The 18,100-nt window shown below is 38.4% G+C and carries 15 protein-coding genes and 1 pseudogene; 10 read left to right on the top strand and 6 right to left on the bottom strand.

Features of this window, described 5'->3' with window-relative positions:
• Positions 1 to 4: 4 nt before the first annotated feature.
• From H4K35_RS04185 to H4K35_RS04175, 3 genes are read left to right on the top strand one after another with little or no spacing between them, the layout of a single operon-like run.
• Complete coding sequence (locus tag H4K35_RS04185) at positions 5 to 1,276, top strand: RnfABCDGE type electron transport complex subunit C (protein WP_182626133.1); 1,272 nt, start codon at positions 5 to 7, stop codon at positions 1,274 to 1,276.
• Complete coding sequence (locus tag H4K35_RS04180) at positions 1,277 to 2,362, top strand: RnfABCDGE type electron transport complex subunit D (RefSeq protein ID WP_220497651.1); 1,086 nt, start codon at positions 1,277 to 1,279, stop codon at positions 2,360 to 2,362. It abuts the gene before it with no gap.
• Positions 2,363 to 2,372: 10 nt separating this feature from the next.
• On the top strand, positions 2,373 to 3,029 hold the full coding sequence (locus H4K35_RS04175; RefSeq protein ID WP_182626132.1) for a nitroreductase family protein: 657 nt from the start codon (positions 2,373 to 2,375) through the stop codon (positions 3,027 to 3,029).
• 101 nt (positions 3,030 to 3,130) lie between these two features.
• On the opposite strand, the gene H4K35_RS04170 is transcribed toward H4K35_RS04175, so the two are convergent.
• Together H4K35_RS04170 and H4K35_RS04165 are read right to left on the bottom strand one after the other, a co-directional pair.
• A complete protein-coding gene (locus H4K35_RS04170; RefSeq protein ID WP_182626131.1) occupies positions 3,131 to 3,400 on the bottom strand; it encodes a twin-arginine translocase TatA/TatE family subunit in 270 nt (89 codons plus the stop codon).
• 405 nt (positions 3,401 to 3,805) lie between these two features.
• Entirely contained in the window at positions 3,806 to 4,384 is a 579-nt protein-coding gene (locus H4K35_RS04165) for a thioredoxin family protein (protein WP_182626130.1), read from the bottom strand.
• Between the two features lie 487 nt (positions 4,385 to 4,871).
• On the opposite strand from H4K35_RS04165, the gene H4K35_RS04160 reads away from it, so the two are divergent.
• Complete coding sequence (locus H4K35_RS04160) at positions 4,872 to 5,432, top strand: hypothetical protein (RefSeq protein WP_182626129.1); 561 nt, start codon at positions 4,872 to 4,874, stop codon at positions 5,430 to 5,432.
• A 12-nt stretch (positions 5,433 to 5,444) separates the two neighbouring features.
• On the opposite strand, the gene H4K35_RS04155 is transcribed toward H4K35_RS04160, so the two are convergent.
• The 4 genes from H4K35_RS04155 to tsaD are packed head-to-tail and all read right to left on the bottom strand — an operon-like array spanning position 5,445 to position 9,466.
• Positions 5,445 to 6,623, bottom strand: a complete 1,179-nt coding sequence (locus tag H4K35_RS04155) for a class I SAM-dependent methyltransferase (RefSeq protein ID WP_182626128.1) — start codon at positions 6,621 to 6,623, stop codon at positions 5,445 to 5,447.
• On the bottom strand, positions 6,624 to 7,715 hold the full coding sequence (locus H4K35_RS04150; protein WP_182626297.1) for an AI-2E family transporter: 1,092 nt from the start codon (positions 7,713 to 7,715) through the stop codon (positions 6,624 to 6,626).
• An 8-nt stretch (positions 7,716 to 7,723) separates the two neighbouring features.
• Complete coding sequence (locus H4K35_RS04145) at positions 7,724 to 8,431, bottom strand: 16S rRNA (uracil(1498)-N(3))-methyltransferase (protein ID WP_182626127.1); 708 nt, start codon at positions 8,429 to 8,431, stop codon at positions 7,724 to 7,726.
• A gap of 12 nt (positions 8,432 to 8,443) precedes the next feature.
• Complete coding sequence (gene tsaD, locus H4K35_RS04140) at positions 8,444 to 9,466, bottom strand: tRNA (adenosine(37)-N6)-threonylcarbamoyltransferase complex transferase subunit TsaD (RefSeq protein ID WP_182626126.1); 1,023 nt, start codon at positions 9,464 to 9,466, stop codon at positions 8,444 to 8,446.
• Positions 9,467 to 9,675: 209 nt separating this feature from the next.
• Between tsaD and H4K35_RS04135 the strand changes: the two genes are divergently transcribed.
• The 6 genes and pseudogenes from H4K35_RS04135 to H4K35_RS04110 all read left to right on the top strand — a co-directional run bounded on the left by H4K35_RS04135 (position 9,676) and on the right by H4K35_RS04110 (position 18,020).
• Entirely contained in the window at positions 9,676 to 14,103 is a 4,428-nt protein-coding gene (locus H4K35_RS04135) for a translocation/assembly module TamB domain-containing protein (RefSeq protein WP_255492360.1), read from the top strand.
• Between the two features lie 397 nt (positions 14,104 to 14,500).
• Positions 14,501 to 15,226, top strand: a pseudogene (locus H4K35_RS15735) (RHS repeat-associated core domain-containing protein); the annotation flags it as partial.
• Entirely contained in the window at positions 15,204 to 15,695 is a 492-nt protein-coding gene (locus H4K35_RS04125) for a hypothetical protein (RefSeq protein ID WP_182626125.1), read from the top strand. The pseudogene H4K35_RS15735 and the gene H4K35_RS04125, both read left to right, overlap by 23 nt.
• A gap of 235 nt (positions 15,696 to 15,930) precedes the next feature.
• Positions 15,931 to 16,578, top strand: a complete 648-nt coding sequence (locus tag H4K35_RS04120; protein ID WP_182626124.1) for a hypothetical protein — start codon at positions 15,931 to 15,933, stop codon at positions 16,576 to 16,578.
• 17 nt (positions 16,579 to 16,595) lie between these two features.
• On the top strand, positions 16,596 to 17,612 hold the full coding sequence (locus H4K35_RS04115; protein WP_182626123.1) for a hypothetical protein: 1,017 nt from the start codon (positions 16,596 to 16,598) through the stop codon (positions 17,610 to 17,612).
• A gap of 90 nt (positions 17,613 to 17,702) precedes the next feature.
• Complete coding sequence (locus tag H4K35_RS04110; RefSeq protein ID WP_182626122.1) at positions 17,703 to 18,020, top strand: rhodanese-like domain-containing protein; 318 nt, start codon at positions 17,703 to 17,705, stop codon at positions 18,018 to 18,020.
• The last annotated feature ends 80 nt before the right edge of the window (positions 18,021 to 18,100 follow it).

Here is an 18,100-nt window from a genome sequence, read left to right as displayed (position 1 = left end):
CACTATGGTTTTGATTCCCTCATTCAAGAAAAAGACCAGAGGAAGTGCAATAGCACCTATAGCAGATGCAGCTCTTTTTTACCTGCCTTTACAAGCGTATCGCCATGTGATGCATCCGCTGGTTCAACAGGGAGAATACGTGCGTAAATACCAGCCCATTGCCAAGAGTACTGGGTCGTTTGCCACTCAGTTACACGCACCTGTTTCTGGTGTGGTTGAGGCGTTCACTGAAATAGACGGACAAGCCGTTCTCTTGTTGAGAAATGATTTTAAAGATGCTGAGGTTCCCTTACAACCCGTGGAACACAAGTCCCTTACACTAGAGGGGTTTTGCGATATTTTGCTGCAAGCCGGCATTGTAGGTGCTGGAGGATCTCAATTTCCAACCCATTTAAAATATAGGGTGGCTCAGGGTTCGATTGATACTTTGCTGTTGAATGGAGCTGAATGTGAACCGTATTTGAGTTCAGATTTTAGTTTAATGCAAGAGAAAATAGAGGAACTCCTACAAGCGGTAAGTGTCATACAAACGGTATTGGGGGTAAAGCGTGTGATATGGGCAATTGAAAAGCAAAATAGGGTGTTAAAGAAGGGAATTCACCAAGCCGCTGCGAAAGCAAATATGAACGTTGAGGTCAAACTTTTACCAAATAACTATCCCCAAGGAGGAGAATTACAACTGATTCGATCTGCCACTCAAAAAGAGATTCACAAAGGAAGTGTGCCTGCGAATCACGGCATTATAGTCAATAATGTCGGAACAATTTGGGCGATATACCAAGCATTATTTGAAGGCAAACCTGCGATTGAGCGCGTGGTAACGCTTTCGGGGGTGAAGGGAACCTTAGGAGGAAATTATGTAGTTAAGGTCGGAACGCCGATGGAACACTTGATTCAAGCCACGGCGAATACATGGAATTCGAATACCCACTGGGCCATAGTTGGAGGTGCAATGATGGGCAAACACGCGCAATCAGGGCTCACACCACTTCACAAAGGAGTAGGAGGTGTTTTGTTGTTAAAGAAACAACCTCAGAATCAGCAAAATTGCATTAAATGTGGCTGGTGCATAGAGGTGTGCCCACAGCGATTGATGCCGTTAGAATTTGTGCGTCACAATGAAAGAAATGCAGTGGACGACTTGCTCAATCTCAACCTACTCGATTGTATCGAATGTGGTGCTTGTGCTTATAGCTGCCCCAGTGATATTCCGTTGATGAAGCATATTTTTGACGGAAAAACAAAAGTAGTAACCACTTCAATTAAAACGAGTTAAATGGCTGTGTATCCGTATATAAAACCGCGATTTGATCGCCTTCAACTCCTGATGCTCGACGTGGTTATCGCGTTGCTACCTGCTTTGTTTGTAGGGTGGATCGCTTTTGGCCATTTACTGCTGTATCAAGTAGGTATTGCTGTTTTCACAGCTTTAGTCACTGAGTTTTGTTGCTCCTGGCTGTTTTTGGGTAAAAAGAACACCTTAGGCGATGGATCAGCCGTTGTTACAGCCTTGTTGTTAGTCTGTACACTGTCGCCTATTACCCCTGGATATATCGTCGCTTTTGGCGCTTTTTCGGCTATTTTATTTGGCAAAATAGTGTGGGGTGGTTTGGGTAAAAATCGGTTTAATCCCGCTTTGGTAGGCAGAGAATTTATGGGCGTATTTTTTGCTTCGACTATGACTTCTCCCTCGATTTGGGACACCAAGGCCGCCATACAAACTCCCGCTTCAAACTTGTTCTCCGCTTTGGACAATGCGTTCATCTCCCATTATTTTAGTGATTTAGTATATAAAACTTCTGGTGCTTTGGGGGAATATTCCATCCTTTGCCTCGCTTTAGGTGGAGGATATCTCCTGTTGAGAAATAGAATTAGCTGGCATATTCCCTTGGCCCTGTTGAGTGTCTTTACCTTGAGCGCCTGGATGGGAACGGAGACGGATTTGCGCTTTTCCATGAGTGGTATTGTATTAGCAACAATCTTTATGGCTACAGATATGCCTTCTAGTCCTACCAATGCTAAAGGAAAGTTGTACTATGGCGCGATGATTGGACTCCTAGTCTACCTTTTTATTTTAGGGAACGTTCGCTATGAATATATGTCCTATTCCATTTTGTTGCTCAACGGATTCTCTCCTCAAATAAGCCAAGTATTTCAACCTAGAGTATGGGGACAAACCAAAGACCGCAAAAAAGAAGTGGAGACAATCTTCTTTTTAACCCTACAAATTTTGGGCTGTGCATTGGCAGTCATCAGCTTGTACTATTACGGGTGGATTCCCTATCTCGTTTATCTCTATATCATTTACACTATTGTCAATTTCAATTATGCGTATGCAAAGCAAGTTCACAACGTTATTTAAAAGAAATAAAATGAAAAAATACCTATATGCAGGAATAACCCTAGGGGTTTTATTTACTTCTTGTACACAAGAGACCAAAGTAGAACAGGTGGTTTACCAAGGTAGTGCAAAAGAAGCCATTATTGACAACTTACTCCAGCGTCGGGCGATTCGCAAATTTACGGATCAACAAGTAAGCCAAGATCAATTGGATACCATTATGAAAGCGACGATCTATGCACCTAGTGCTTTGAATAAACAAGCTTGGGAGATTCGATTTATCCAAAACCCCAAGATTATTGCAGAAATCAACCAGCGATTCTTAACCTTTGCCCAAGGAAAAGAATTTCAAGGAAGTGCAGCAAAATATAGGGAACCTGGATTTAGTATTTCACATCATGCCCCAACATTTGTTGTCATTGCTACAGAAAAAGGTGCAGCACATGCGCGATTAGACGCGGGAATTGCGTTGCAAAACATCCTCTTGAGCGCTCATGCTTTGGGGTTAGGAACTTGCCCACTGGGTACGATTGTTCCTATTTTGAACTTACCTGAAAATGCCGACTTATTGCGCTTGATCAACATTCCAGAAGATTACGAAGTAACGATTAACGTCGCTTTAGGATATCCTGCCGAAAGTCCTATAGCACCCATTCGCTATAGTGATAAGGTTAAGGTGATCCGATAGTTTACGCTAACGGTTTTATACAAACTGAGGGATGAACAAATTGCCCATAGCTCACTTCTCAATTTATAAAGAAAAAGGTTGGATCAAATCCAACCTTTTTTTTACTTTTCAACTACTTGATTTGTTGCTGTATCTACTTCTGTAGCGGGTTCAACAACAGTTTCCGTAATTGGTTCCGTGATTTTTTGTTTAGGAGCTGCTGTAGTAGCATTTGTTTCTCGTGTAGCTTCTTTGAATTCCCTAATTCCTGTTCCAAGTCCCTTCATTAATTCTGGAATTTTTTTACCTCCAAATAGCAATAAAGCGATTACAACAACAACTATAAATTCAGAGGGCGCTACTCCTCCTAAGGGTAATGTAGTCATCAACATAGTTGAATAATTTATGGTTGAGAAAAACAAATGTAAATCAGGTGTAAAATAGGATAATGCTATTTAACACAATTTTATTATCAGAAATTAGGATATGTAAGGGTTTTTGAGTTTTAAAAGTGTAAAATATTAACAATTGAACCTAAAAATAAAAGCTGTTTTTATCGATTATGTCTCTTCGCTGAAGGTGTTCTGTTTAAATCTTACTAATAGCAAAAAAAGCATCGGTTTAAAATTATATTTAGGCAATCGCAAAAGACGATTTAACTGCGTCTATGGATGTACACGATGCGTACGACTCAATCTGTACAATTGTTGTAGCTGTGTTATTGAGGAGGTTGGTTGCAGAATAAGCGTTTGTGGTACTAGAAAAAAAATAGCCTCAAAATCGTTGAGGCTATTTTTTTATTTTTTAGGTGCGTTTGCTATAAACATTTCTTTCACTTTGGCTGTGCTATATCCCTTGCCTTCTTCTAAGGCTTCAGAAGAGATGATGTTTGTAACTTTACCTGTCCCATCGATTACAAAGAAAAAAGGGTATCCCAATCCTTTGCTGTTTGGGGTGTATTTGTCAAATACCGCTTTATTCTTGTTGTTTTTCGAATAGTTTAAGTGGTAATACAGATAGTTTTGATCCACTACTTGCTTTAGTTCAGGTGTCTGTTGCACAAAATCATTGAAACGCAAGCACCAGATACACCAGTTTCCACCCGCTTGTACAAATACGAATTTCCCCTCTTTATTTGCTTGAGCGATAAGAGCATCTAATTTCGCTTGTGCGTCTTCTTCTTCATTATAAGGCTTGCTCAAGGTTTCTTTTTCTTGTTCAATTTGCTTTTTCAATGCAACCGTATCAACTTCCGTAGTTGGAGTTGTTTCTGTTGCTTCTTGAGTCGGTTGCGGTATGGTGCTTCCTTCTTTTTTACAGCTCATAAAAGCTAAAGTTGACAGCAGGGTTACCACAAAGAATATCTTTCTTTTCATAGGAAACGATTCATTTGGAATTACCCTACAAAGTAATGAAATTATGTGCAATTTGCCCTACTTCTTTGGGTTATTTTTTTCATAATCACCTAGTAGTTTCCATGAAAACCACAGGAACAAGAAGCGGATAAGTTGGGCAATATTTCGACAATGTAACGCCAATGTTTGGAAAGTGTATATTGAATTATGAAATAGTTAAGACTTTGATTTTTCGATTGTTATCGAATTTATTGTATGTATTTTTGACTTGTGAAAAAGAAATAAAAAAGACAATGATCTAAAGTTACAATTTACAATAACAATGGGCTAATTCTATTTTTTTAAGCGATTTTTGAGCAAGCAGAAGGAAATGACCAATGCACGTTCTCACCTAGAGTTTTTTCTATTTATTGATCCCAATTTGTTACTATTTGTAGTCTGTGTGTTGTAATTGTAACTTTTTTTATTGGCTTTATGATGTACAGTTCATTAATTATTTGCAGAAAAGATGAAACAAAAGTATAGACATGCGTTAGCCTTGGGTTTGCAGGATTCTATCGAACAAGCACAAGCAAGATCAATTGGTAGAAAAACAAAAGGTATGGATGCCTTGCCAACGCCAAAAGCCTTTCCACGACCGAAGGGACATTGCATTAGCGATACGTTATCTTTTGGGGGTTTACTCGTTGCACTGACGTTAGTTGTTGCGATTGTGTGGAACTTTGAAAATTTTGATTGGACCACAGCTGAGGTGGTTTCTTTCTTTCTAAGTATGATTTTGGGGTTAACGCCTTTGGTTTGGGTGTATCACCACTTGTATCCGCGATTTGATCGCAAACGCGTGCAAAAGGGAAAGTTAAGAGCCATGGGACGTGTAGTGGCTATTGATCATGCGGGAAAGTTGATAAGAGAGGATGCACAACAACGCGCTTTAGTTGAGGTGTTCTACGAAGATAAACGCTATTTACTCGTTGCCAATCAACCAGGATTGTCCCTGCATCCCAATACTACAGTAACCGTTACCTGGCACAGTATTTCTCAACTGTGTTGGATTCACGAAACGGCATAATAAGGCTGATTTTTATACGGGTTCACAAATTAGAAATACCTTTTGATCGGATAGGGTAGTGGTGAAAAATATATAGGTTTCACCTCCTTCTTTGATCTTCCATTTTTTGCGTAATTCATCTACCTTCAACGGAAAATTACGCACGGTGACATTTGCTTTTTGTTGTTGTAAATATTCTTTGGCTGTAGCTTTATTATAAGGCAAATTTTGCTTTATTTTAAAGCGTCTGCCCGAGAAGTTTACCAATTCATCGCTAGTGTATAACTGGCTGTGTTGGTGTAATTTATCTACTTTAAAAATGGCGCTAATTGCATTGAATTTTCCCGTCTTCAACAGGGCGCTATTGGGCTCATAGAGATAGGTTTTCGGTTGGGCATATGTAGCAATGCTGTCATCGGATAAATCAATCACAAAGCGCTGTTGTTCTGTTTTGGTTAGGTTGACCGCAATTAATTCAATCTTTCCTACGTAGTCTTTCTCGATGATCCACAACAACTCTTTGACCTCGTTTTGCAGTGCAACGATGTGAATAGCTTTCACGTGTTTTAGTTCGCTCAGACCCGCTTGAATATCTAAGAGAGGTGCCGTTTTAACTAAGATCGTCTTGGTATGCTCTAGGAGTAAATCAAGGTGTTCCACAATATTAGGGGTGCAATCGCGCAAGAAAAAAACCTTTTCTTTGCTTTGATTTCTCCGTGCAGGATCGAGGTAGATATAGTCAAACTGCTTGTTGCTATTGGCTAGATAAATCAAGCTATCTCCAGTAATGCAATCAATATTATCTTGTTGGAGTTGTCGGTAATTGTGTTGAACAATAGCACTGAGCTCGGGTTGTATCTCACAATGTGTGACTGTTTTGATGCGCTGAGCAAAATAGTAGCAATCAATGCCAAACCCACCAGTTAAATCAATGAGGGAGTCTCCTTCAACCAATGCAGCTTTATAGGCTGCACATTCTTCCGATGAGGTTTGTTCAATAGACAATTTTGCAGGAAAAACTATGTTTTTCGTCTTATACCACTTGGAAAGCTTGTTTTTAGCCTTTTGCTTACTCTCAATTTGCGTGAGCAAATCCGACATCGTCAAATCGGGAAATGGACTCTTTTTGAATGCCAAAGAGGCAAGGGAATCCGCTAGGTGTTCCTCTATATAGGCTTGAACTTCAGGTTGTGTCAGGAGTTGAATATCCACTTATAATTTTTTGGTCAGTACTTGAATAAATCGAACATTGGGGAAAAACTCTTTTCCAATCACTTTTAAACAGGTATACAGGGGAACTGCGGCAATCATTCCAAAAATTCCACTAAACATACCACTTGCTAAGATGACAATAAAGATTTCTAAGGGGTGTGATTTAACACTATTAGAAAAGATTAACGGCTGGTTTACCACATTGTCAATGAGTTGGACTACAAGGAAGCCAATCATTACGGAGATGGCTTTGGGAAGTGTAACTTCAATAAAGTCATCGCCAATATAGGTTAACATCGTAAACACAACAGCTAAAATATTGCCAATCAATGGACCGATATACGGGATAATATTGAGAATAGCACATAAAAAAGCAATCGTTGCAGCGCCTTTTACTCCAAATATCAACAATACGCTAAGAGCTAAAATGTAGATGACAAACATCTGCACACAAAGGCCTAAAAAATAGCGGGATAATAAATTGTTAATCTTGTTGATGGAGTTTAGAACCTTATTTTCGTGCTTTTTAGAGAATAACTTTTTGAATTGGTATTCCAAGACTACTTGGTCTTTCAAAAAGAAAAAGGCGATAAATAGCACTGAGAATAAGCCAATTCCAATATCGCTCAACATACTGATAAGGGTATTGAGTAAATTGGGGACGAAATCGAGGTTAAGTTGTGATTTTAGATGGGATTCCTCCACAATTTTGTCCAAACTAATGCCTTTTGCGTCTAGATATAGGTCAATTTTGGAGATCAGTCCATTGAAATCCTCTTGTAAATGTGCAGTATTCAACACGGACAAGTTTTGAGCTTGTGTGGTGAAGAGCGGGACAAACATAAAAGAAAAACCGATGAACACGAAAATAAAAAAGACCATGGTTACACTGATGGCAAAGAGTTTTTTCAACTTGCATTTGCGGTGTAAAAAATCAACTAATGGTTTGCCGATTAAGGCTAAAACAAAAGCTAGCGCAAGGTAAATGAATAAAGTGCGGATTTGATACAACAAAACAGCACTTAGTGCAATTCCACTTAAAATGAGGATCGCGCGGACGATGCCTTTAGAAATTTCTTTGGCTTTCAATATGCATGGATTTATTCGTTAGCGAATACAAAACTATGACAAGCAACAAGAGCAGCTGTTTCTGTTCTCAATCTTGTATGACCTAAAGATACAGGTTTAAAACCTTTTTCTAGCGCTATTTTTATTTCAACAGTAGAAAAATCACCTTCAGGTCCAACTAATAACAAGTAGTTTTCGTTGGGTTTAATCTTGTTTTTAAGTAGTTCTTTTTCTTTATCTTCTTCACAATGAGCAATGTATAGTTCGCCTTCATGGTTTTTTTTCAAAAACTCTTTGAGGGTGATGGGATCATTTAACTTGGGCAAATACAGTTGAAGGGATTGCTTCATTGCCGATTGAATGATTTTTTCGAAGCGTTCGGTTTTTATTACTTTGCGCTCCGAGTGATCACAGATAATTGGGGTTATTTCGCAAATGCCAATTTCGGTTGCTTTTTCTAAGAACCACTCATAGCGCTCGTTCATTTTTGTAGGAGCTACAGCTAAATGCGAGCGATAAGGCTTTTGTTCTTTGTCGGAATAGTTGATAATTTCCGTTAAACAGCTGCGATCTGATGCCAAGGAAATTTTGGTTTCAAATAGCGTACCTCTACCATTGGTTACAAAGAGAATATCGCCCTCTTTTTTGCGCAATACGCGTATGATGTGTTTGCTTTCCTCTTTGTCAAAGGTGAAAGTTGTTTGTTCTTTATCGATAGAAGGGGAGTAAAATAACTGCATACTTGGTGTAGATTAAAATTCAATTCTCGCTTTGGACACAACAGACGAATCGGCAAATAGCGATTCGCGGTAGCGATAGTATCCAACAATACCAATCATCGCTGCGTTATCTGTGGTATATTCAAACTTGGGAATAAACGTTTTCCACCCGTATTTTTGCTCGGCTTCTTGCATGGTTTTTCGAATACCCGAATTGGCTGATACACCACCGCCAATAGCAATTTGCGTTATACCTGTTTGTTCCACCGCTTTTTTGAGCTTGTCCATTAAAATAGCAATAATTGTCTGTTGAATAGACGCACAAATATCCGCCTTATTTTCCTCAATGAAGTTGGGATTATCCTTGACTTGCTTTTGGATGAAATATAAAAATTGTGTCTTTAAACCGCTAAAACTAAAGTTCAAACCGTCTACTTTTGGCTTGGTGAAGGCGTAGGCTTTTGGACTTCCTTCTTTGGCATAACGGTCAATTAACGGCCCACCTGGATAAGGGAAACCGAGAATTTTTGCCAATTTGTCAAATGCTTCACCTACAGCATCATCTGTTGTTTCACCCAATACTTGTAAGTCAAAGAAACTGTTGACTTGCACAATTTGAGTATGCCCTCCTGAAATAGTCAACGCCAAGAACGGAAAAGTAGGTTGTTCAAAACCGTCTTCTTCAATAAAATGGCATAGAATATGGGCGTGCATGTGGTTGACTGCAACTAAAGGAATGTCTAGTGCCAGTGCTAATGACTTGGCAAACGACCCTCCAACTAATAGCGATCCCATTAAACCAGGCCCTTGAGTAAAGGCAATGCCATGTAGTTGATCTTTGGTGATTCCCGCTTTTTTTAAGGCAATATCAACAACAGGAACGATATGCTGCTGATGTGCTCTCGAAGCAAGCTCTGGCACAACACCGCCATATTCTTCGTGTATCTCTTGACGAGCCACCACATTTGACAGCACGCGATTGTCCGCCAAAACAGCTGCAGCCGTGTCGTCACAAGAACTTTCAATCGCTAATATATAAGTGGGTTGTATGGACATTTTTAATTAAATTTAAAGCTAATTAATATCTTCTTTTTTGGTCAATCACGGCAAAAATTAATTAAATTTGTTGATTGTACCTCGGTCTCAAATGAAAGAAGATTACAAGGAGCAAATTTAAAACATTAATAGTTATCAAAAAATTTAAAAAAATAGTTTTTCGCCTATTCTTGGCGCTGTTTTGTTTGCTGATTCTAGCAGTAGGATCAATGATGTTGCCTGTTGTTCAAAGCTATTTGGCACAATATGCAACCGAGAAAATAAACAAAAAATTTGGTACGGACTTTTATATTGATCGCTTAGCTATCGACATCTTTGGGGTGATTCACCTTAAAGGAGTAGAGGCAAAAGACAATCATCAAAATATCTTGATCAGTATTGATCAATTGCAAACGCGATTGGCAGACCTCGACGCTTTACAACAAGGAAAAGTGTATTTGGGAACCACGCGAATCAACGGACTATACCTAAATATTCACAAATACGAAAAGGAAGAGCTAACCAATTTGGATGAACTGATCGCCATTTTTGACGATGGTCAACCTGGTGAAGGAAAGTTTCGATTAAAAGCATCTCGTATTTTTATCAAAAATTCCCAACTGATTATTTCGGACGACAATACCAAAGCAAAAGTTGCAGTAGATTTCAGAAAGTTAAAAGGACAAGTGGATAATTTCTTTATCAAAGGGCCTGAAATATACGGATTGGTGAAAGAAGTGAGCTTTCTGGATCACTGGGGAATGAATGTACAACATTTATCGACCAATTTTTCCCATACCCGAACGACTATTGGTTTGAAAGAATTGCATTTGGTTACGGATCAATCTGATATTGAAGGAGATCTACTGTTGAGCTTTCAACCAGGGGACATGAAAGAATTTGTCGATAAGGTAAACTGGGATTTTCAAATCAAAAAGGCAAAGCTAAATTCGTCTGATATCAACGTTTTTGCCCATGAATTTGCTTCGAATAAGGAAGTTTTTTTCAAAGGACATATGAAAGGGGTGATGAATGATTTTGTTTTAGAAAAGGCAAATTTAGTCGATGAGAATAACTCTCAAATTATTGGGAATTTTGCGTTTCGAAACGTTTTTGACGATCACAAACCTTTTTGGATGCGTGCAAATTTGTCGCGTTTACAAACGACACGCTACAACTTAGCCGCGTTGATGCCTGACCTCTTGGGCAAAACACTGCCAACTGAACTAGAGGCATTGGGCTTGGTGAATCTTGTCGGAACCATTGAATTGACCAAGAGAACCCTGGATACGGATATCGAATTGATGACCTCTATCGGAAAGGGAAATGCCAAAATTGCCATTCAACAATTAGATGATCCCAATCACGCAACTTACAAAGGAAATATTAAACTCGATCACTTTGATTTAGGGCATTTTATTGATAATAAACAGTTTGGATTAACCTCCTTTGACCTATATGTCGATGGACATGGATTCAATCAAAAATCATTGAATACAACTGTTAAGGGGGATGTGTTTTCATTCGTTTTCGGAAAGTATAAGTATACCCAATTGGCCATTGATGGTTTAATGAAAATGCCGTATTACCGCGGCTTATTGCACAGTGCCGATCCCAATGTAAAACTCGATTTTAACGGTACTATTGACTTGAGTACCAAAGAAAAGAACTACGATTTCGTTGCACAAGTGGATTATGCTGATCTACACGCACTTGGATTCGTCAATGATACGCTGTCTAAATTTACGGGCGACTTCGAATTTAAAGCCAAGGGCAATAATATAGAAGATTTAGAAGGAATATTTAAAGTTCACAATGCCGTTTATGACAATAGTAAGGATCACTATGTGTTTGATGAATTTTCAATTGAATCAACCTTTACACCAGACGGCGAACGTTTCTTACAACTCAATTCTAAAGAAGCTATTCAAGGATATATCAAAGGGAAATTCTTGTTTGTGGAGTCAAAAAAGTTGTTTACAAATGCATTGGGTAGTTTGTATACCAATTACTCTCCCTATAAAACTAAAAAAGGGCAGTACGTCGACTTTGATATTACGGTTCACAATCGCCTAATTGAGGTTTTTCTCCCACAGTTAACCCTAAACGAGAGAACCCACGTTGATGGTGAAATTGACAGCGATGAAAATTTGTTTAAACTCAATTTCGATTCACCTAGTATTGCAGTTAGTGGTGTGGAATTTTTTAATATTCTCCTGAATGTCAACAATTCCAACCCCATTTACAATACCTATGTCTCCATTGATAGTGTCCATACTAATTTTTACGATGTTACCGATTTTAATTTGCTGAATTTAACGCATAACGATACGTTATTTGTGCGTTCTGAGTTTAAAGGAGGGAAAAATAAAAAAGACAAATACGAATTAAACTTGTATCACACGATTAACGAAGAGAAACTTTCGGTTGTGGGATTCAAGAAATCCGAAGTGTTTTTCAAAGATTTCCAGTGGAGTATCAACGAGTTTAACGACAAAGCTAATAAATTAGTTTTCAATAAAACACTGATGGATTTTACCATTGATTCCCTGGCGATATCGCATAATAAACAACGGGTAAACCTCAGTGGTGTGATGCGTGATTCAACCTATAAACAGTTGAATTTATCCTTCGGTAATGTAGATTTGGCTAAAATTACCCCCGATATTGAAAACCTTTCTTTTGGAGGGAAAATTGATGGCGATGTTAAGTTTTACCAACAACGAGATATTTATCATCCCCAGGCGAATATTGCAATTGATTCCTTATTGATCAATAAGGTGTATCTGGGGGATATGTTTTTCAAAGTAGACGGAAACAAAAGCTTAGAAAAATTTACGGTTCAATCGAGCTTGGTTGACGATGATGAGAAAGAGCGATTTTATTTGAATGGGGATGTAGATGTGATCAACAGGCAAACGCATTTCAATTTAGAATCAGGACTTACTGATTTTCCGCTGCAAACGATTGCGCCTTTCTTGAGTAGTGTGGCAAGTGATATGACGGGAACGGCTTTTGGAAAGATTTCGTTTTTGGGAACACCTAAAAATCCAGATGTCAATGGACGTTTGTATTTAAACGACACCAAATTCAAATCCAAGTTTACGGGAGTGACCTATGCCTTTGATCAGGAAACTCCTTTAGATATTACAACCAAACAGTTCATTCTGCGCAAAGCAGGCTTAATGGATACGAAATACAAGACAAGAGGACTTGTCGATGGAACAGTTTCCCATAAGATTTTTAAAGATTGGGTGATGAATTTGTCGCTCTCGTCTTCTAATCTCTTGGCCTTGGATACCCAATATGAAGAGGGAAGCTTGTACTATGGAACGGCCTATATTAACGGGAAAGCGGATATAGTAGGGCCTATAGAAATGTTGAGTATCAACATCAATGCGACCTCCAATAAAGGAACGTCCATTAAGATTCCGCTAAAAGAAGCCCAAAGTACAGGAGAGAATAATTTCATTCACTTCTTATCCCCTCAAGAGAAAAAATTACGTCTGACGGGAGTAGATTTCGATCCCTATAAGTACCGCAACAGTGGAATTGAGCTCGATTTTGAATTTTATGTAACACCAGATGCCGAAATTGAAATTATTCTCGATCGCGAATCTGGTCATGCCATGCGTGGAAAAGGAGCAGGGTTTATTACGATGGAAATCAATACGTTGGGTAAATTTAATATGTGGGGAGATTTTCAGGCTTATGAAGGAGAATACAACTTCAAATATGGCGGGTTAATTGACAAAAAATTTGTGGTGAAGAAATATGGAACCATTCGTTGGGATGGTAACCCGATGAATGCGATTCTCGATCTACAGGCGATTTACCATACTGAAGCTAATCCAAGTGTGATTATTGACAATTCCATCATCAACCGAAAAGTGCCGACGGATGTTGCCATTGTATTAAATGGTAGTTTGAGTAGCCCGGAAGTAGATTTTGATATTAATTTTCCAACAGTGAGTTCCGTTGTTAAGTCGGAATTAGACTATAAGTTAAGCGATAGAGATACGCGTGAACGCCAGGCGATGGCCTTATTGGCTACGGGGTCATTCTTTTCTTCTGACAACTCATCTTCGGCTTTGGCAGGAAGCTTGTTTGAACGTGCGAGTAGTATCTTTGATGATTTGTTTTCCGATGCGGATGACAAATTTAAAGTAGGACTGAACTACGCCCAAGGAGAACGAAATCCATACACTCAAACCGAAGGTCGTTTAGGGGTAACTTTTACGACTAAGGTCAACGATCGCATATCGGTTAATGGAAAACTAGGAGTTCCTGTGGGTGGTGTAGAGCAATCGGTAATTGTGGGTGACGTAGAAGTATTGCTGCGCATTAACGAAGAGGGAACGCTAAATGCGCGCTTCTTTAATCGAGAAAACGACATCAACTATATTGGAGAGGGCATTGGTTATACCCAAGGTGTAGGATTGACTTATGAAGTGGATTTTGATACATTTAAAGAGCTATTGTCGAAGTTTTTAAATCAGGCAGAAAAACGCGCAAAGAAAAAAGAAGAGAAAGAATCTTCAAACAATCGGGCGGAAGACTTACCCGATTCTGATTATAGCAAAGAGTTTATTCGCTTCTATGAAACTAGGCGCAAAGGAAATCCGTCGTCTTCAGGAACTCATCCTGAAGAGCGATAGTTTTTAGTGGAGTTACAGGAGTAGTAAGTAACTGTAGAATGATAAAAAAAAGGGTGACCCAAAAGGTCACTCTTTTTTTAAGCTTTACTATGTATATGCAATGGTGTCACCATGGACGCACTACCATCTACTATTCCGAATCCTCCATTTAGACAAGGGAAAATTTGGTGGTATCATAGCGACCATGTATCTCATTTACTTTATTATTGTTTATTGGTATTCGATGAACTTCGTTTATCTCATTAACGCTTATATTTGTTTTGGTATTCAGTGTACTTCGTGAGGAGAAACCGCAGTGTTAGCAAGGTTCATCGAACACCCAAACAAAATAATAACTCGGTGAGATAGATTCACTGAGACCTAAAAAATAATAAGGAGGAGGTAAACGGGGTATTACTATTTCGGTGCGCGTTATTACGATCCGACGATGAGTGTGTTTCTGAGTGTGGACCCACATGCTGAAAAGTACCCCAATATTAACCCTTATGTTTATGTGGCAAATAATCCGATTAATGCAATAGATCCCGATGGTAGAGATATTGTTGTGTTGTCCTATGGAGCTCAAAGGAGAGGACATAAATATGGACATTTAGCAATGTTTATAGGAGATGACAAAAAAGGTTGGACTTATTTTTCGTTGGACGGAGGAAAATATACCTATCAAAATGAAAAAGGAAAAGAAGTTGTAAAACCTGGTTATATAGTATCTGACAAAGGCAAATATAAGTCTGTTGAAGAGTTTGCACAATCAGAGCACAATACGTTTAAGGATAATTATTACGATGGAAAAGGTTTTGAAAATTCCGAAAGAGATAGAGATGGTAATCTTCTTCAGCGATATGAAAAGGCGTATCAAATTACAACAACAGAAGAACAGAATACTATGATGTATAATACAGCTGATAAGATAACTAAAGATGATTATTCGAATTTTACAAATTGGTGTACAGATAATGTTAATGGAGCAGTTGAAGCAGGTGGATTAGAAGGCGCAGATTCAACTACTTTTTGGCCTAATTCGTATTTTAATGATATTGAAAGCAAAAATAGTGGTGTGCGTATTGATAATAAATTGAAAATAAAAGATGTAAATAAAGGAAATGAAAATAAACAAAAAAATTAAAATTGTTTTATGTTGTTTACTAACTGCAGTAATATATTATTTGGGTTCTATACTCATTGATCCTAATGGTTTTTTTGTCCAAAATCAGAAGATAAATAGTGTACCAAAGGAAGAAGCAATTGAAAATAAAACTTTTATAGAAATAGTTGAACCAAATATCGTTTACACTAACAAAATGAGTTATAACTTTTATGTTTACAAATACGATTTTAGCTATTTAATAAGCTATGGACTTTTGCAATTATTTAAGCATAGAGTGACAGTAGATAAACAATGTTATTATAAGTTGATTATAACAGATCCTTTAATTGAACTTTCCGAAATAGGGATTCAATACAATGATTTAGATACGAATTTATTTAATGATGTTGAAGGGTTTAATGCAATGAAAGAAGAGGATGTTATGATAACAGTAACGCAAAATGATGAAGTTTTATATAAGGCTTTGTATAAAAGTAGTAATAAATAGTACACTAACTCCAACTTTCCAAAGGGGATTGTTGAGGTTTTTTAGTTGACAGTGTACGGTTCACGCTTTACGGAAGATTGTTCAATATAAAGAGAAGTAAAACTGTAAGCTGTAAACTGGCCACTTGTTGTATCTTTGAAAATTCAAACCGCTGAGCATACTAAGACTTTAGTAGGTAGTATTAACTTGTCAATTGGAAGACGAGAGGTAATAGCTAGGTGATAAAAAATAGAGGATGAAAAAAGAAATTTTAGAACGAATTAGTCAATTAGGTGGAGATATTAGTCAAGTAAAAGGCATTTCGCGTGTAGCAGATCTCTTGAGTATTGACTTTTCGACTGTTTTATACCGAAAACCTGTCGATACGCCTTGGGCAACGGCAGCAGAAACGGAACCTATTTATGGACTAGGCGATTTTATTGAACAACATCGCGATTTAGTAGAGAACAACCGCGAATTATTGTATCAAAAAATCCTAGATCACTTCTATGTCCTGACAGAAGAACCTCATGGACAAACTTTTTGGCAACCTGTGCTATTTACGCCTTTCACAGCAGGGACCGCCGATTATGACGAGTGGTATATTGGATATTTTGACGATGATACCCTTATAGACCTCAGTGAAGTGCAAAAAGTGACGGGAAAAGAAGGTGGTGAATTTTTACAATTGTTTTACAGTTACGGATTCCCTGATCAATTGTATATTAGTTTAGACGATCCTCAACCAGATAATCCAACCGTTTTTGGCACCGATCACGAAGATTTTTTTGGCGAGATGACCAACGAGGGAAGTCTAGAAGATTACCTCAATCAATTGATGACAAAAGATGAACTAATTGCTCTTGTTCAAATAGCTTTAGACGGTGAACAAGCAAAAAAATAGAATAATACAACGCATACATGACCATACAAGAACTACTTCAACGCTTAACTACCCAAGAGAAAGCGAGAATTAAGACCGTAGAAGTTAGAGAATTAGATGAAGAAGTTAAAGGGTATTTCGTCGCTTTTGTCGATGAAGGGGAAGCAACCTATGACGTACACATACAGCTAGATGAGCTAGTTGTCCAACAAATGACGTGTGACTGTGTGCTGGAGGGAACACGCTGTATTCACCAGGCAGCGGTACTGCAGCATATTGCCCAAAAAGGAGTGAAGGTTGCACCAACACAATTGGCTAAAAAAGGAAGAGCAAAAGCCAAGATTTCTGCCAGTGGTGCTTTGTTAGAAGCGCAAACCAAAGAGACGCTGGCACAGTGGTTGGCAGAAATATTCAAGAAAAACAAAACCTTAGAACAACAGTTTATCGTTACGTTTTCACAAGAAAAAACGGACTATACCGCTACTTATGTATCCGATATTATGGAGCAAACCTTTAAGGCGGTTGCTGGTAAGAGGAAAACGCTGGAAGGTGTGAAGATTAAAAAAATCTTAGATACGTTAGAAATTGCCTTTGAACCAGTAAATGATTTCATCACCGTAAACCTCGATAAACCCATTGCTTATGCTTTGTTTGCAACGATTATGAATGCGATGAAAGCTTTTGACAAACGCATTTCCCATCACAGTAAGAAGTTTGAGGATTTTTACCAAAACTATAGCACCTGGTTTGCTTTATCGCTTAACAATATGCAAAGCGATAAACAGTGGCAAATCCAAGTGAAACAAATTTTGGATCAAGTGTTTATACAACATAGTGCCCAGTGGACCACAGACGGACTCCTGTTAAAACAGCTGTATGACTTAGCGAATACACAGCAGCAAAAAGCAGTGGGACATGCCATTCACCAATGTATGCTACATACGCCCTATACGCGATATGATTACAAGATGGATTTTGTAAGCTTTGTTCGCGATGTGGCGTTAACTCACGATTTTTACGAGGAAGTCTATCCTTTTTTCAAACTTCGAGAGTAAGGCGAAGGACTACAAAATAAGCGTAGTGTAACACAAGTTACGGTACAGCCTATACGGGTGTACTATCTTTGAATAGTTAAAAGAAAAAATATGTTACAGTGGTTAAAAAGCCTTTTTGGGTCATCTGAAGCAAAAGTAGACTGGGCAAAGGCATTAAAAGAAGGAGCGCTACTCATTGATGTGCGTTCCCAAGGAGAATATCTCGGCGGAGGCGCAAAGAAAGCGATTAATATACCCCTAGATCAATTAACGACTAAAATAGGTCGCTATAGTAAGGATACCCCCATTATTGTATACTGTCGAAGTGGAATGCGCAGCCAACAGGCAAAAAGAGTATTGGAACAGTTAGGCTATCAACAGGTGTTCAATGCAGGTGGAGTTCGCAACGTCATTAAACAAATAGGGTAGAGGAAAGCCTGAACCTTCTTCATGTAAATATTTAGCACGTTTGACGCTGTCATGTCTATAGTAAAAAATAAAACAAAAAA

The organism is Myroides sp. NP-2 (genome assembly GCF_014145665.1).
Lineage (GTDB): Bacteria > Bacteroidota > Bacteroidia > Flavobacteriales > Flavobacteriaceae > Flavobacterium.
Note: the sequence above shows the minus strand (reverse complement) of the source record. Positions and strands in the feature narration are given on the sequence as shown.

What these genes read in the sequence shown, in the direction of transcription:
- H4K35_RS04185 (WP_182626133.1), top strand. Translation starts at nt 5, where the DNA reads ATGGTTTTGATTCCCTCATTCAAGAAAAAGACCAGAGGAAGTGCAATA.
- H4K35_RS04180 (WP_220497651.1), top strand. Translation starts at nt 1,277, where the DNA reads ATGGCTGTGTATCCGTATATAAAACCGCGATTTGATCGCCTTCAACTC.
- H4K35_RS04175 (WP_182626132.1), top strand. Translation starts at nt 2,373, where the DNA reads ATGAAAAAATACCTATATGCAGGAATAACCCTAGGGGTTTTATTTACT.
- H4K35_RS04170 (WP_182626131.1), bottom strand. Translation starts at nt 3,400, where the DNA reads ATGTTGATGACTACATTACCCTTAGGAGGAGTAGCGCCCTCTGAATTT.
- H4K35_RS04165 (WP_182626130.1), bottom strand. Translation starts at nt 4,384, where the DNA reads ATGAAAAGAAAGATATTCTTTGTGGTAACCCTGCTGTCAACTTTAGCT.
- H4K35_RS04160 (WP_182626129.1), top strand. Translation starts at nt 4,872, where the DNA reads ATGAAACAAAAGTATAGACATGCGTTAGCCTTGGGTTTGCAGGATTCT.
- H4K35_RS04145 (WP_182626127.1), bottom strand. Translation starts at nt 8,431, where the DNA reads ATGCAGTTATTTTACTCCCCTTCTATCGATAAAGAACAAACAACTTTC.
- tsaD (WP_182626126.1), bottom strand. Translation starts at nt 9,466, where the DNA reads ATGTCCATACAACCCACTTATATATTAGCGATTGAAAGTTCTTGTGAC.
- H4K35_RS04135 (WP_255492360.1), top strand. Translation starts at nt 9,676, where the DNA reads ATGATGTTGCCTGTTGTTCAAAGCTATTTGGCACAATATGCAACCGAG.
- H4K35_RS04125 (WP_182626125.1), top strand. Translation starts at nt 15,204, where the DNA reads ATGAAAATAAACAAAAAAATTAAAATTGTTTTATGTTGTTTACTAACT.
- H4K35_RS04120 (WP_182626124.1), top strand. Translation starts at nt 15,931, where the DNA reads ATGAAAAAAGAAATTTTAGAACGAATTAGTCAATTAGGTGGAGATATT.
- H4K35_RS04115 (WP_182626123.1), top strand. Translation starts at nt 16,596, where the DNA reads ATGACCATACAAGAACTACTTCAACGCTTAACTACCCAAGAGAAAGCG.
- H4K35_RS04110 (WP_182626122.1), top strand. Translation starts at nt 17,703, where the DNA reads ATGTTACAGTGGTTAAAAAGCCTTTTTGGGTCATCTGAAGCAAAAGTA.